The sequence below is a fragment of the Exiguobacterium sp. s191 genome, from assembly GCF_018618955.1.
Taxonomy (GTDB): domain Bacteria; phylum Bacillota; class Bacilli; order Exiguobacteriales; family Exiguobacteriaceae; genus Exiguobacterium_A; species Exiguobacterium_A abrahamii.
The window spans coordinates 48,716-63,709 of sequence record NZ_JACSNC010000001.1; the positions used below are offsets into that span (position 1 = coordinate 48,716).

The following is a 14,994-nucleotide window of genomic DNA, read 5'->3' on the forward strand; positions in this document are numbered from 1 at the left end:
TTACATATTTGTAAGAAATGAAACTTATCCTTTAAAATCACGTACACTAATAGCATAGACAAAATATGAATGAGGAGGAAGAGCAGATGTTAAAGATTGAAAATATCTCAAAGCGTCTCGGGAAAGAGCAAATTTTAAAAGACGTCAGTTTTGAGGTATCCCCAGGAGAAGTGTTCGGCTTCCTCGGACCGAATGGAGCAGGGAAGACGACGACGATTCGGATCATCACGGGACTACTCGAGCAGGATGCAGGGAAAGTCACAGTCAATGGATTTGATGTCGTAGAAGAGCGTTCGAAAGCGCTGACGCAAATCGGAGCAATCGTGGAAAATCCAGCGTTTTATCCTTATCTGACAGGAAAACAAAACTTAGTTCATGCAAAAAATCTCATTCCGGGACTCGGTCAAGTGGATTATGATGCACTAGCACGACTCGTCGGTCTCGAAGGAAAGCTTTCAAAAAAAGTCGGAGAGTACTCACTCGGAATGAAGCAACGACTCGGAATTGCTCGTGCCTTGCTACATAACCCGCGCGTCTTGATTTTAGATGAACCGACGAATGGTCTGGATCCATCCGGAATTGCAGAGCTTCGTGAATATTTACGCCAAATGGCGCGTGAGCAAGATATCGCGATTTTAATTTCAAGCCACATGTTGAGTGAGATGGAACAAATCAGTGATCGTTACGCGATCATCGATCAGGGTGTCATCAAGTCGGTCGAGTCCGTTCGTAATGAAACCGGAGCGAAAATCGCTCTTCGTGTCAATGCGGAAGCGATGACAGATGTACTCGATGCCCTTCGCGTCGCAAACTACCCATCAGAAGTACTCGAGAATAAGATCATTATCACCGCACCGGAAAGTGAATGTCCAGCTATCGCTCGACTCGTCGTGCCGATTGCCGATTTACATGAACTGACCGTTAAACGTTTGACGCTCGAGGAACAATTCCTGCAAGTAACGAAAAAAGAGGGGGATTCACATGCTTTCGCTCATACAAAATGAATGGATGAAATGGTGGACGACTAAAAAAGCGAAGATTGTCTTAGCACTATATGTCGTTATTGCAGTTGGTATTATCATCATTGCAAAGACGAATGATTTTGAGTTCACACGTTATGATTATTATTCATTAACGTTCCTTTTACTGACATCTCTATTAGGAATCATCACGATTGTCTTCACGGCAGAAGCCATCGGGAATGAAGTACGTTATGACACGATGAAACACTTATTAATGAGTCCGTATTCACGAATGACGATTTATTTCTCGAAACTTATTTTTTCGATCTTGATCATGTTGCTCCAATTCGTGTTCATCGCTGCGATCGTCTACGCAGGCTCATTTGCGTTTTCAGAGGCAGGAGATCCAATTCTGTTCCGCGATACGATCGTCGAAGTTGTCAGTCCGATTTTTACAATATTCATGACGTTATTCTTCTCATTGTTGTTCCGTTCTGTTGGAATGATCATCGGCTTCACCGTACTAGCTCAGTTCTTTACGAGCATTGCGGGTAACTTACTGGTTGGTTTCAAACCAGCAATCGCTAAGTGGATCGTATTCATGCATTTAGACTGGTCAATGTATTTCAAGGATTCTATGACCTATGGTACGAGTGAAGCGATGGGAACAACTTTGACGTTCTCCGCCTTGTTCGTATTGGCTCATATCATCGTCTTGTTAGGTGCATCGATTCTTGTCTTCCAAAGAAAATCATATACGTAAATGAAAGAGCTGCTATTGATAGATGAATTTGTCTATCAATAGCAGCTCTTTTACAGTATTCAAGAACTTGTCCGTTTAGGTGGACGTGCCGTAATCGGGAACAATCGCTGAAACCATTCGATCAGTGGACCGTTCAATAAGAGGAAAATGAAAGTTCCGACTCCGATGCCGATCAGTTCGCGTTCAATCAGTGAAAAGAGGCAAGCAATCAAAAAAGGAATACCGAGGCTGATCGTTGCTCCGAGTGATGTACTTTTAAAGCGGCTGATCAGTGACTTCATCAAGTAATCCGGTGGCATCAATACGAATCCGATTTGGAGATAGAGGGCGAGTCCAAGTGAAATCAATGGCATACCGATCAACATGTACACGGCGCGCATCCAAAGTCCCTGTGGTGTGTAAATCAATTGATGGATGGATAAGAAGAAATCAATCGCGGCGCCGAAAAGGACGACGAGTGCAAAACTGAGAACAATCGTCCACCAACTAAATCGACTCCCGAGAGAAAGTGCTGCAATCAAAGCAAGCACATGTAAGACGATGATCGCTAGTCCGACAGTTAAAGGTGAGATGGCCGCGACGGCTTCACTCGCTGAAGTCCAAGGTGCACTCCCGATCGAGGCGGTCACCATGAAGCTGTTTCCTAAGGCGTTAATTAAAATAGAGAATAAATAGATGACAATCCGTTTTTGCTGACTCATTGACGTGCACAGACGGTAGGACTGCGCGTTCACCTCCTGAAAAGAAATCGTTTCGTTAAGCTATACCCTAATCGTAGCGCTCTTTTCACTTATTTTCATGAAAAGAGCATTGCCTATTCCTCCTGTTTCACGACATACTTAGGACACATTACGAATCAGGGGGAGAACATATGACATATTTTGGACAGAAGATCCTGCCTTCCGTTAGAAAATTAGAAGACTTTGAAAAGATGCTGAAGAGTCCATATGAATATGGGGTCTTACTCGAAATGCACGTATCGCGCTTAAAAGCAGTCTATGAGATGGCGCATCGTTACGACAAAAAAATGTTTTTGCACATGGATCTCGTTCAAGGATTAAAAAATGATGAATACGCCACGGAATACGTCTGCCAAGAATTAAAGCCGTATGGTGTCATTTCGACGAAGGCGAGCGTCATCTTGAAAGCACGTCAAAAAAAGGTCAAGACGATGCAACGCATGTTCTTACTCGATTCGAGTTCACTCGAAAAAAGTTATCAACTCATGGAACGGACGCAACCTGATTACATCGAGGTGTTACCTGGATTAATGCCAAAGTACATTCAAGAAGTGAAAGAAAAGACGGGGCGTCTCGTATTCGCTGGTGGACTCATCGATACGGTCGAGGAAGTGGAACAAGCAATTGAAGCAGGTGCCTCAAGTATCACAACATCGAATAAGGACTTGTGGCGTCATTTTGAACCACGCTCCTAACCGGATTGTGATGAAAATCATTCGGATTGTTTGACAGCGTTTTCACTGATTGTTATAGTGATATCAAGTTGATACAAAGTGACGGAGAAAAGGGAGATTCACGTGTGAGTCCTGCTTGAAGAACATTCAAGTATGAACTGACGTGGATCTCCTTTTTATGTTGCTTTTTTCACATAACCAAAAGGAGGAACACATATGTCACCCATTTTAGCGGAATTTTTAGGCACAGCTTTGCTTGTCGCGCTTGGGAACGGTGTTGGTGCAGGCGTTAGTTTGACGAAATCGTTTGCGAAGGATGCAGGTTGGATCGTCATCACGTTTGCGTGGGGTTTTGCCGTGGCGATTGCAGCGTATGCCGTCGGTCAATTCAGTGGAGCACACCTTAACCCAGCAGTAACGCTTGGTTTAGCCTTTGACGGTTCATTTGCATGGGCGGACGTACCAGGCTATATCGTCGCTCAAATTGCCGGCGGGATACTTGGTGCAAGTCTTGTTTTCGTCCATTACTTACCACACTGGGCGGAGACGAAAGACCCAGCAACGAAACTCGGCGTCTTTGCGACGTCACCAGCGATTCCACATACATTTGCCAATCTAATGAGTGAAATGATTGCGACATTCTTACTTGTCATCGGGTTATTGTCGATCGGAGCGAATAAGTTCTCCGATGGTCTGAATCCATTGATCGTCGGTTTCTTGATCGTCAGCCTCGGTATGTCATTCGGAGGCACGACAGGATATGCGATGAATCCGGCGCGGGACCTTGGTCCACGTATCGCTCACTTCATCTTACCGATTCACGGGAAAGGATCATCGAACTGGGGATACTCATGGATTCCGGTTCTCGGACCAGTTCTCGGTGGAAGTCTTGGCGGATTGTTTTATCGTTCGGTCTTCACAGGAAAAGATACACCGGCTTTTTGGATTGTAGGACTTGTGACAATCGTCATATTAGGCTTATGCTATAGATTCGGTGTTCGTCCGAACAAAACAACGTCAGTGGAGTCAAAGTCAGCTTAACTTATTTAGATACAAAAGGATGGGGAAGAGATGGAGAACTACATTTTGTCATTGGATCAGGGAACGACGAGTACACGTGCGATCCTGTTTAATCGTGCCGGCGAGATCGTTCATTCAGCGCAACAGGAATTCACGCAGTATTTTCCGAAACCAGGTTGGGTCGAACACAACGCAAACGAGATTTGGGGAAGTGTCCTTGCGGTCGTGGCGACTTGTCTGACGGAGGCGAACGTAAAGCCATCGCAGATTGCTGGTATTGGGATCACGAACCAACGTGAAACAGCTGTCGTCTGGGAAAAAGAAACAGGGAAACCGATTCACAATGCAGTCGTGTGGCAATCGAGACAAACGGCTGAAATCTGTGAAGCGCTTCGAGCAGCCGGTCATGCTGAGCTCTTCCGTGAGAAGACAGGTCTATTGATTGACGCTTATTTCTCTGGTACGAAAGTCAAATGGATTTTAGATCATGTCGAAGGAGCACGGGAACGTGCTGAACGTGGTGAACTATTGTTCGGTACGATCGATACGTGGCTCATCTGGAAATTATCCGGCGGAAAAGCACATGTGACCGACTATTCGAATGCAAGTCGTACGTTGATGTATAACATTCATGAATTAAAATGGGATGACGAGTTACTCGATATCTTAGATGTCCCAAAAGCCATGCTTCCGGAAGTACGACCATCTTCTGAAGTGTATGCAGAGACAGCAGGGTATCACTTCTTCGGAGAAGCGGTTCCGATTGCTGGAGCAGCTGGCGATCAGCAAGCCGCATTGTTTGGTCAAGCGTGTTTTGATACTGGAATGGCGAAGAACACGTACGGTACAGGCTGCTTCATGTTGATGAATACAGGGGAAGAGGCTGTTAAATCAGATCACGGATTGCTGACGACGATCGCGTGGGGCGTTGATGGAAAAGTAGAATATGCTTTAGAAGGAAGTATCTTCGTCGCAGGTTCTGCGATTCAATGGCTACGTGACGGCTTACGTCTCATTGATGATGCCAAAGAATCAGAAGGCTACGCAACACGCGTCACGTCTTCAGACGGTGTCTACGTCGTACCGGCATTCGTTGGTCTCGGTACACCTTACTGGGATTCAGACGTTCGTGGTGCCGTCTTCGGTTTGACACGTGGTACGGAAAAAGAACATTTCATCCGCGCGACACTTGAATCACTCGCTTATCAGACACGCGACGTCCTATCTGCGATGGAGCAAGATTCAGGGATCGAGATGAAGACGCTTCGCGTTGATGGTGGAGCGGTTAAGAACGACTTCTTGATGCAGTTCCAAGGTGACATCATCCAAGCACCAGTTGAGCGTCCGGAAATCAATGAAACGACGGCGTTAGGTGCAGCGTACCTCGCAGGTCTTGCTGTTGGATTCTTTGAGAACCGTGAACAAATTGCGACGCAATGGAAAAAAGAACGTCGTTTCGAGCCGAGTATGGCAAAAGAAGAGACGGATGCGCTCTACGGTGGATGGCAAAAAGCTGTTCAAGCTACGATGTTGTTCAAATGATGTGAGGTATGTTATAGTAAGGTCAAGTTAATAAATCGGTCGGAGAATATGGAGAGACCACAGCAACAGTTGACATAGTCAGCATGTTTGTTGTGGTCTCTTTTTTTTCGAACCTAAACAGGAGGAACTATTCATGGCTAACCAACCATTCTCAAGCAAAAACCGTGCAGATGTCTATAATCGATTAACACGTGAAGAACTCGATCTACTCGTCGTAGGTGGCGGGATCACAGGTGCGGGGATCGCCCTCGATGCAGCGTCACGCGGTATGAAGATTGGCCTCGTCGAAATGCAGGATTTCGCGTCCGGTACGTCTAGTCGTTCAACGAAATTAGTCCATGGTGGTCTACGTTATTTAAAACAATTCGAAGTTCAGATGGTCGCTGAAGTCGGTAAAGAACGTGCGATCGTTTACGAAAACGGACCACACGTCACGACACCAGAGTGGATGTTGCTTCCAATGCATAAAGGCGGTACGTTCGGACCGTTCAGTACGTCAATCGGTCTTCGTGTTTATGACTTCTTAGCAGGTGTTAAACGTTCTGAATGGCGTACGATGCTATCTGCGAAAGAAACATTAGCGAAAGAACCACTCGTCAAACAACAAGGTCTCAAAGGTGGCGGTTACTACGTCGAGTACCGTACAGATGACGCTCGTCTAACGATTGAAGTCATGAAAGAAGCGGTCGAACACGGTGCACGTGTCGTCAACTATACAAAAGCAGAAGAAATCATCTACGATGCTGGAAAAGTCGTCGGCATGCGTGTGACGGACCTCTTGACAGGTGACGTACATGAAATCCGTGCGAAAAAAGTCGTCAATGCGACAGGTCCATGGGTTGATGAATTACGTGAAAAAGATGGTTCTAAAGTCGGGAAACAACTTCGTTTGACAAAAGGCGTCCACGTCGTCATCGATCAATCGAAATTCCCACTCAAACAAGCAGTCTACTTCGATACACCAGACGGTCGGATGATCTTCGCGATTCCGCGTGATGGAAAAGCATACGTTGGTACGACAGATACGTTCTTCGATAAAGATACTGCACATCCGAAATTCACAGTCGAAGACCAGGACTACGTCCTAGACGCGATTCACTATATGTTCCCAGAGGTTAAAGTGACAGCAGAAGACGTAGAATCAAGCTGGGCTGGCGTACGTCCATTGATTTATGAAGAAGGAAAAGATCCTTCTGAAATTTCACGTAAAGATGAAGTATGGCAGTCTGAGTCAGGTCTCATCACGATTGCTGGTGGGAAATTGACTGGATACCGTAAAATGGGTGAGCACGTCGTTGATCTCGTCGCTAAACTCTTGAAAAAAGAAGAAAACGTCGCGTACGCACGTTGCTCGACGAAAAACATGCCAATGTCTGGTGGACACGTCGGCGGAGCAAAAGGATTTGCTGAATTCTTAAAAGCTCAAACAGCAACGAACGGTCTAACGACAGAAGAAGTTCAATTCCTAGCAAAACGCTACGGTTCGAACTTACCGAAAGTACTGGAATATGCAGCAGCATTCGATGCAGCAACGACAGCTCTTCCACGTTCTGTCTATGCACAACTCCATTACAGTATCGAACATGAAATGGTCGCTCGTCCAATCGACTTCTTCATCCGCCGTACAGGTGCTGTCTTCTTCGACATCGCTTGGGCTCGTGCGCACAAAGATGCCGTCATCGAAGAAATGAAATCTGTCTTGAACTGGACAGCAGAACAAACAGATGCTTATACGAAAGAACTCGATATCGAAATCGAAGATGCAGCACATGCACTCGTGACAGAATAAGCTCTCTAACTCATCAAGGAATCAAGATCAATATGATCTTGATTCCTTTTTTGCATATTCGTATTGGCGCGGGCGGAAAGATTGCAACTCTGTCTAGAGGCGACTATGCTTAATGTATGAAATTACACAAAAGGAGAGAACACAGATGAAAGTAGAAGTATGGTCGGATTACGCATGTCCATTTTGTTATATTGGGAAGCGTCGTTTAGAACAAGCAATTGCGAATGAAAAGTTAGATGTCGAGGTCGAATTCAAGAGTTTTGAACTTGATCCAAATGCACCGGCAGTGCCGACGCAAGGGTTATACGAAATTCTTGCGTCAAAATATGGAACGACTCTCGAACAAGCACGGAATATGTCGCAAGGTGTCGTCGATACAGCACGTCAAGAAGGATTGCACTATGAGATGGATCGTGTCATTCCAGCCAATACATTCGAGGCTCATCGCCTGACTCAATTCGCAAAAAAACATGGTAAGATGAATGCAGTATCAGAAGCACTGTTCACAGCGTACTTCATGAATGGAGAAGATTTGAATGACCAAGCCATTCTGACACGAATCGCAGTAGAAGCAGGACTTGATGAGGCAGATGTCAAAGCGTTTCTCGCGTCAGAAGAACTGGCGACGGATGTTCGAGAAGAAGAAGCGATGGCACAACAACTGGGTGTCCGTGGTGTACCGTTCTTCGTCTTTGACCGGAAATATGCCATTTCTGGCGCACAACCAGTGGAAGCCTTCGAACAAGTCTTCGCTAAGATGCGTCAAGAACAAACACTTGAAGTCATCGCTGAAGGTGACGCATGTGGTGTCGACGGTTGTAACTGATCACATTATGATTCCATCACAAAGGAGCACGAAACCCTTATGAAATTCATCTTCCATCCTGAGATTCGCGATGCGCGAATCAATCTCGCTGTCGAAGAATTCATCTTGAACAACCTGAACGTTAATGAAGAAGACTATTTCTTGTTTTATATCAATGGTCCGTCGATCATCGTCGGAAAAAACCAGAACACGAATGAAGAAGTCAATTTGAAATATGTCGAAGAAAACGGTATCCACGTCGTCCGTCGTCTTTCTGGCGGTGGCGCAGTTTATCATGACGAAGGAAACTTGAACTTCAGTTTCTTGACAAAAGATGACGGCGATTCGTTCAACAACTATAAAAAGTTCACGGAGCCGGTCGTACAAGCACTGCATAAACTCGGTGTCGAAGCGGAGTTATCCGGACGAAACGATATTCATGTCGGAAGCCGGAAAATCAGTGGGAATGCCCAGTTTACGACAAAAGGACGGATGTTTAGTCATGGTACGCTGATGCTTGATTCGAACATCGAAGAAGTCGTCAATGCGCTTGTCGTCAGCGAAGAGAAGATGCGTTCAAAAGGTATTAAATCAGTTCGGAGCCGGGTTGCAAACATTTCAGAATTCCTGACAGAACCATTGACGATGGAACAATTCGTCGATCATCTCCTTGCCTCGATCTATGAAGGAAAAGAGATTGAACGGTATATCTTAACAGAAGAAGACTGGGATAAAGTGCGTGCTATCTCGGCAGAACGTTATGGCAACTGGGAATGGAACTTCGGAAAATCGCCGAAATTCGATGTTATCCATAAAAAACGCTTCCCGATCGGTACGATTGATTTCCGGCTGAACGTCAAAAAAGGCATCATCGAAGAAGCGAAGATTTATGGCGACTTCTTTGGCGTCGAGGATGCAGAGGAAATCGCGCGGGCGCTCGAAGGTTCACGCTATGATCGCGCGTCTCTTCGCGAAGTGCTCGGTCGTTACGAATTGAAAAAATACTTCGGCGCTGTCGAACTAGATGAAGTGCTAGACGTTTTAGCGTAAGTCTTTATGGGAAAACTCCTTCTATCAACTGCATAGGGGGAGTTTTTTTCATGGGCTATAATAAAGATAACTTTTTAGAAGGTTCGTTAACGGACTTTATCGATTTTGAACGGATTTCAGAACAATTACCAAAGACGGAGGACGCACAGCCGTTACCATATTATGAACGTGATGATTATAAGGCAGCAGGAAAATTGGAAGGGAAAGTCGCGATCGTCACAGGCGGCAACTCTGGGATCGGGCGTGCTGTCTCGATTGCTTATGTCCGTGAAGGAGCAAAAGTCGTCATCGCCTTCTACGGTGATCAAGAAGGAGCGGAAGAAACAAAAGCACGTCTTGAAGAATTAGGAGGCGAAGTCCTACTTTCTAAAGGAGATATCGGAGATGCGGATTACTGTGAAACACTGGTCCAAAAAACAATCGATCGTTTCGGTCGCTTAGATATCATCGTCAACAATGCGAGTATGCAAAAACCAGAAGATAGTCTGAAGGATATTACAGACGAGTCGATGGAAAAGACGTTCAAGACGAATATCTTCGGAATGATGCGTCTTGCCCGTGCTGCCTTACCGCATCTTTCACTCGGTTCTGCCATCATCAATACGACATCTTCAACGGCATACGAAGGAAATGCGTTACTGATCGATTATTCTGCTACTAAGGGAGCAATCGTCAGCTTCACACGAAGTCTTTCGATGAACTTAGCGAAGGAAGGAATTCGTGTTAATGCCGTCGCACCGGGTCCGATCTGGACGCCGCTCATCACGGAAACGTTCCCGCATGAGTCGGTCAAGACATTCGGGAAAAATACACCGATGGATCGCCCAGGGCAACCGGCTGAGATGGCATCTGCGTATGTATTCTTAGCGTGTAACGATTCAAGTTATATGACAGGACAAGTCCTTCACTTAAACGGTGGCGTCATCGTCAACGGTTAAAAAGAAACTCGGTGAAAACGTTTCCAAAAAGTGTTACACTATCCATACGGTCGCTTTTGACTACGTATGGATTTTTTTTACGTAAAAAATGAATAGTCATTCATTCGAAAGGGGAATTTTGCTCATGCTTGGATTGATTCAATCCGTCGAAGAAACAGCTCGAACACATCCAGATTCAACGGCGTATGTGTTTGAGGACACGCAAGTCAGCTATCGTGAGTTTGTCGAGAAGTTTCACCGGGCAGCCGGCGCACTCGAAGCGAACGGGATTCAAAAGGGTGATCATGTCGCGCTGATTTTAGGAAATAGCCCAGCGTTCCTAGTGGCGTATTACGCCATCATGAAACAAGGGGCAATCGCGATTCCGATCAACCCTACATATACACCGGATGAAATCGGGTATATTCTGATGAACGGTGATGTGAAGGGGATTTTAGGTATTGCACCGCTCGTCGAAGCAGCAAAAGATCGTCTCGTTCATTTACCGAACCTCAAGATTGTCGTCTCTGTTCCCTACGCGGATCAGGAAGGACCAAACGAAACGCATCAACAAGTTACGTTCATCACGCTCGATCGCTGGCTCGAAATCGAACATCCATTGACAGAAGTGACGAATGAATTGGACGACATTGCTGTCATTCTCTATACGAGTGGAACGACAGGAAAACCAAAAGGTGCGATGTTGTCCCATCGTAATCTGACGTCGAATGCGCGCTCGATTGGGGATTATCTACATGTATCCAGTAGCGATCGGACACTTGCCGTATTACCGATGTTCCATGTTTTTTGTTTGACGGTCGTCGTCAATGCTTCACTCGCACATGGAGCGTCAATCATCATTGCTTCACGTTTTTCACCACAAGAAACGTTTGAGTTGGCGAAAAAAGAACAGGTGACGATCTTTGCGGGAGTTCCGACGATGTATAATTTCTTACTTCAAACTGTGAAGGCCCATCCGGAATATGCGACCTATTTTGAATCAACACGTTTGTTCGTCTCAGGAGGAGCGAGTCTCCCAGTGCCGCTTCTTGAAGCATTTGATCGGACATTCCAATGTCGTATCCTCGAAGGATATGGTTTATCGGAAGCATCACCCGTTACCTGTTTCAATCCGGTCAATGGTGTTCAGAAACCAGGCTCGATTGGTACATCGATCGTCGATGTCGAAAACAAAGTCGTCGATGAACTGGGACAAGAATTACCAGATGGTCAAGTCGGAGAATTGATCGTTCGTGGACCAAACGTCATGACGGGTTATTACAAGATGCCGGAAGAATCGCAAGCGACGTTACGCGATGGCTGGTTATATACGGGTGATTTGGCTCGTCGAGATGAAGACGGTTATTTCTATATCGTCGATCGTAAAAAAGATATGATCATCGTTGGTGGTTACAACGTCTACCCGCGTGAAGTCGAGGAAGTGCTCTATCAGCATCCGAATATCATTGAAGCCGCCGTCATCGGCATACCGGACGAGGAGATGGGCGAAGCTGTCAAAGCATTCGTCGTTGCCCGTGAGACGATGACGGAAGAGGAAACGCGGACATTCTGTGCCACATCACTCGCGAAATATAAATGTCCGACACAGATTGAATTCATCGAGCAATTGCCTCGTAACACGACCGGAAAGATTTTACGGACCGTGTTGAAAAAACAACCGACGAACTCATGAGTGGAATCAAGAACTTCAGGTTTCTGAAGTTCTTTTTCTGTGCATAGACCAGAAGGAGGGGATACGAATGAATATTGCATTGATCGCACATGATGAAAAGAAAGATGAGATGATGGGCTTTACACGGGCTTACGCCGCATTCTTTAAGAAAAATACGTTATATGCGACAGGAACGACTGGACAACGGATCATGGAAGCAACAGACTTGCATGTCCATCGTTGTAAATCTGGACCACTCGGTGGGGATCAAGAAATCGGCGCCCTCGTGGCACAAGGGAAAATCGATATCGTGATTTTTTTACGGGATCCACTGACGGCACAACCGCATGAGCCGGACGTCTCCGCACTCATTCGATTGTGTGACGTGTACGATCTGCCGCTTGCGACGAATGTCGGAACTGCTGAAATTTTAATCAATGGACTCGAACAAGGACAATTCGATTGGAAGGAAATCATCCGAAAACGTCATGAACTGGAACAAAAAAAGTTTTTAGACGATTAATTTCATGAGAACGCTTCTCATTTTCGATTGAGCATGCTATAGTCAGTTTGAGGATGATACTGATTATCAATTGCGATGGAAAAGGTGGCGAAGAAAATGGAGATTCTATTAATGACGGGTGTAACGGTATTGCTAGGAGGCGGCGTTGGATTCTTGACGCACGTCGTAAAAATGGAACGTCGTCAACAGGCAACAACTGTGACTTCAAAGAACGAGCAAGTAGCGTATCCAGCGCTCCGTCTCGTCAAATAATAGAAAATTTACGACTTCGCCTTTCTTTTCTTTTGAAAAGAAAGGTTTTTTTGAATTATTATCCACTCTCCCATAATTTTGCGGAATTCCTTTGATACACTGAAACAAAGCACATTAGTCGAGGAGTGAGAGCCATGCATACAATCTATTTAGTTGATGATGAAGTGAACTTGAATCGTGTACTCGTGAAATATTTGGAGCAAGAAGGATGGCAGGTGAAATCGTTTACGTCTGGTGAGGCGGCAGCCTCTGCCATCGTTGAAAAGCCTGACTTATGGATTTTAGACATCATGCTACCGGATATGGATGGTTTTCAATTGATTAAACGGATCAAGGCACATGATGAGACGACACCTGTCATTTTCATCTCGGCTCGGGATGAGGATATTGATAAAATCATTGGTCTTGAGATGGGATCGGACGATTACATCGCAAAACCGTTCCTTCCGCGAGAACTCGTCATCCGCGTCAAAAAGATTTTGGCACGAACGTATGCGACACCAAAGAGTGGTGTCATCCAATACGGAGATTATATGATTTATCCAGAGAAACGAATCATCGAAGAGAATGGTCAAGAAATCGATTTGACGTCGAAAGAATACGATTTGTTGATTTTATTCGCCACTCAAATCGGGACGCCGATGTCACGCGAGCAGATTCTCGTCAGCGTCTGGGGTGACGATTATTTCGGTTCAGACCGAGTCGTCGATGATCTCGTTCGTCGTGTCCGTAAAAAATTATCGAAGCTCGAGCTCGAAACGATTTACGGCATCGGTTATCGCTTGGTGTCTGCATGAAAAACCGCAGTCTCGGATTCCAGATTTGGGCGATGTTTCTGCTCGTCATCGTCACGCTTTCTGCGGTCATTCTCTTGGTCATCCGGTCATCGATCGGAAATTTCATCGATGAACAGGTCTATGCGACACTTGAGAATAGCGAAGTCTTCTTCTCGAAGGACGCCTCCGTCATCGAGATGCTTCAGGATAATCCGATTGAATTCGACCGCCGAAAACAGGAGTCCCGTTCTGTTAATATCCTACTCCTTTCTAAAAACGGAAAGCTCTATTACGGTGGAGCGCCACAACAGCTGATCAATCAGATGTACCGTGATGCGATTGATCAAAAAACAGTTACGGCAAAGTATACAACGCGTCTTGATAAAGAAGATGTATACTACAGTATTCGAAAAATCGAGGATAGTGGTGAGACCTACTATCGTGTCTCTTATGTTTGGGATGCGTATCGACAAGAACTGATTACGCAATTATTCTCCAAAATCGGATTCGTCGTCATCATTGGAAGTATCTTCACGCTGTTCATTGCGTTTTGGTTAGCGCGACGTTTGACACAACCACTCGTCGAAATCGAGGGGGCGGTCGGGAAGATCGCGGCTCAGAAATGGGATACACCACTTCCGCTTGATCGCGGGGATGAAATCGGACGACTCGCACGATCCGTCGATGCGATGCGGATGGATCTTGAAAAACAAGATAAGGCACAAAAATCATTACTTCAAAACATCTCCCATGATTTGAAAACACCGATCATGGTCATCCGAAGTTATGCCCAGTCCATCTCAGACGGGATTTATCCAGATGGTGATTTGACCGGATCCGTATCCGTCATTGATGAAGAAGCGGAGCGGTTGGAGAAAAAAGTCGCGGCTCTACTCTATGTCACGAAGCTCGACTATTTCGAGCTCGATCGTTCGACATGGGACAATGTTGACATCGACCGGATGGTGCATCTGTTGAAAAATCGTTTTTCCGGAACGAAGTCACTTGACTGGCATGTCAGTGGAGAAGCAGGAATCGTTCTTGGTGAAGGAGAGCAGTTACGTGTTGCGCTCGAAAATGTCATGGACAATGCGATTCGTTATGCCGAAACACGAATTGATATTCGACTGTCCGGAACAGCGGATCAGGTTCATATCGAAATCGAAAATGATGGACCACCGCTTGACGCCTCCTCGCCACTGTTCCATCAATTCTCACGTGGTAAGGAAGGGAAGTTTGGGCTTGGTCTCTATATCGTCAAACGGATCGTCGAGCGTCATGACGGGACAGTTGCAATCGAGAATCGTTCTGCGGGAAATGGAATCGGAAAAGTTTGTGTGATTTTTAATTTTCCGCGTCATTTCATTGAGCAAGAGGAAAAAAATCCAAAAGAATTTTAAAAACGGGATCTTAGGATCTCGTTTTTTTCATTAGGAAATAATCGTTACGTTCATGCAAAGCAAAAGGAAGTTTGATATAACCAATATAATCCAGGAAGGGAGCGAAGGA

At 45.6% G+C, this 14,994-nt stretch carries 15 protein-coding genes; 14 read left to right on the forward strand and 1 reads right to left on the reverse strand.

What is annotated here, in order from left to right; all coding sequences use genetic code 11:
* Positions 1 to 86: 86 nt before the first annotated feature.
* Together KNQ09_RS00320 and KNQ09_RS00325 are read left to right on the forward strand one after the other, a co-directional pair.
* Positions 87 to 1,004, forward strand: coding sequence for an ABC transporter ATP-binding protein (locus KNQ09_RS00320; protein WP_029340951.1), 918 nt, complete (start codon positions 87 to 89; stop codon positions 1,002 to 1,004).
* Positions 982 to 1,725 carry an ABC transporter permease gene (locus KNQ09_RS00325; RefSeq protein ID WP_133207914.1) on the forward strand — a complete coding sequence of 248 codons (744 nt, stop codon included), beginning with the start codon at positions 982 to 984 and terminating at the stop codon, positions 1,723 to 1,725. Before KNQ09_RS00320 ends, KNQ09_RS00325 begins: the two co-directional genes overlap by 23 nt.
* A gap of 59 nt (positions 1,726 to 1,784) precedes the next feature.
* Here the strand turns inward: KNQ09_RS00325 and KNQ09_RS00330 are convergent, their stop codons facing one another.
* On the reverse strand, positions 1,785 to 2,426 hold the full coding sequence (locus tag KNQ09_RS00330; protein ID WP_064300371.1) for a YczE/YyaS/YitT family protein: 642 nt from the start codon (positions 2,424 to 2,426) through the stop codon (positions 1,785 to 1,787).
* Between the two features lie 170 nt (positions 2,427 to 2,596).
* Here KNQ09_RS00330 and KNQ09_RS00335 point away from each other — a divergent pair, with 170 nt between their 5' ends.
* The 12 genes from KNQ09_RS00335 (at position 2,597) to KNQ09_RS00390 (ending at position 14,885) form a co-directional block, all read left to right on the forward strand.
* Entirely contained in the window at positions 2,597 to 3,160 is a 564-nt protein-coding gene (locus tag KNQ09_RS00335; RefSeq protein WP_023467370.1) for a glycerol-3-phosphate responsive antiterminator, read from the forward strand.
* A gap of 195 nt (positions 3,161 to 3,355) precedes the next feature.
* A complete protein-coding gene (locus KNQ09_RS00340; protein WP_023467371.1) occupies positions 3,356 to 4,180 on the forward strand; it encodes an MIP/aquaporin family protein in 825 nt (274 codons plus the stop codon).
* Positions 4,181 to 4,210: 30 nt separating this feature from the next.
* A complete protein-coding gene (glpK, locus tag KNQ09_RS00345; RefSeq protein WP_214857027.1) occupies positions 4,211 to 5,701 on the forward strand; it encodes a glycerol kinase GlpK in 1,491 nt (496 codons plus the stop codon).
* A 133-nt stretch (positions 5,702 to 5,834) separates the two neighbouring features.
* Positions 5,835 to 7,490: a glycerol-3-phosphate dehydrogenase/oxidase gene (locus KNQ09_RS00350; RefSeq protein WP_023467373.1), complete on the forward strand. Its 1,656-nt coding sequence runs from the start codon at positions 5,835 to 5,837 to the stop codon at positions 7,488 to 7,490.
* Positions 7,491 to 7,635: 145 nt separating this feature from the next.
* Positions 7,636 to 8,316: a DsbA family oxidoreductase gene (locus tag KNQ09_RS00355; protein WP_050677161.1), complete on the forward strand. Its 681-nt coding sequence runs from the start codon at positions 7,636 to 7,638 to the stop codon at positions 8,314 to 8,316.
* 39 nt (positions 8,317 to 8,355) lie between these two features.
* Complete coding sequence (gene lplA, locus KNQ09_RS00360) at positions 8,356 to 9,345, forward strand: lipoate--protein ligase (protein WP_050677162.1); 990 nt, start codon at positions 8,356 to 8,358, stop codon at positions 9,343 to 9,345.
* Between the two features lie 50 nt (positions 9,346 to 9,395).
* Complete coding sequence (locus tag KNQ09_RS00365; RefSeq protein ID WP_050677163.1) at positions 9,396 to 10,283, forward strand: SDR family oxidoreductase; 888 nt, start codon at positions 9,396 to 9,398, stop codon at positions 10,281 to 10,283.
* Positions 10,284 to 10,407: 124 nt separating this feature from the next.
* Positions 10,408 to 11,955, forward strand: a complete 1,548-nt coding sequence (locus tag KNQ09_RS00370; RefSeq protein WP_133207917.1) for a fatty acid--CoA ligase family protein — start codon at positions 10,408 to 10,410, stop codon at positions 11,953 to 11,955.
* A 67-nt stretch (positions 11,956 to 12,022) separates the two neighbouring features.
* A complete protein-coding gene (gene mgsA / locus KNQ09_RS00375) occupies positions 12,023 to 12,457 on the forward strand; it encodes a methylglyoxal synthase (RefSeq protein WP_029340960.1) in 435 nt (144 codons plus the stop codon).
* Between the two features lie 96 nt (positions 12,458 to 12,553).
* Positions 12,554 to 12,709, forward strand: a complete 156-nt coding sequence (locus KNQ09_RS00380; RefSeq protein ID WP_167507527.1) for a hypothetical protein — start codon at positions 12,554 to 12,556, stop codon at positions 12,707 to 12,709.
* A 134-nt stretch (positions 12,710 to 12,843) separates the two neighbouring features.
* Positions 12,844 to 13,506, forward strand: coding sequence for a response regulator transcription factor (locus KNQ09_RS00385; RefSeq protein ID WP_023467381.1), 663 nt, complete (start codon positions 12,844 to 12,846; stop codon positions 13,504 to 13,506).
* A complete protein-coding gene (locus KNQ09_RS00390) occupies positions 13,503 to 14,885 on the forward strand; it encodes a HAMP domain-containing sensor histidine kinase (RefSeq protein ID WP_133207918.1) in 1,383 nt (460 codons plus the stop codon). Before KNQ09_RS00385 ends, KNQ09_RS00390 begins: the two co-directional genes overlap by 4 nt.
* Positions 14,886 to 14,994 lie beyond the last annotated feature (109 nt).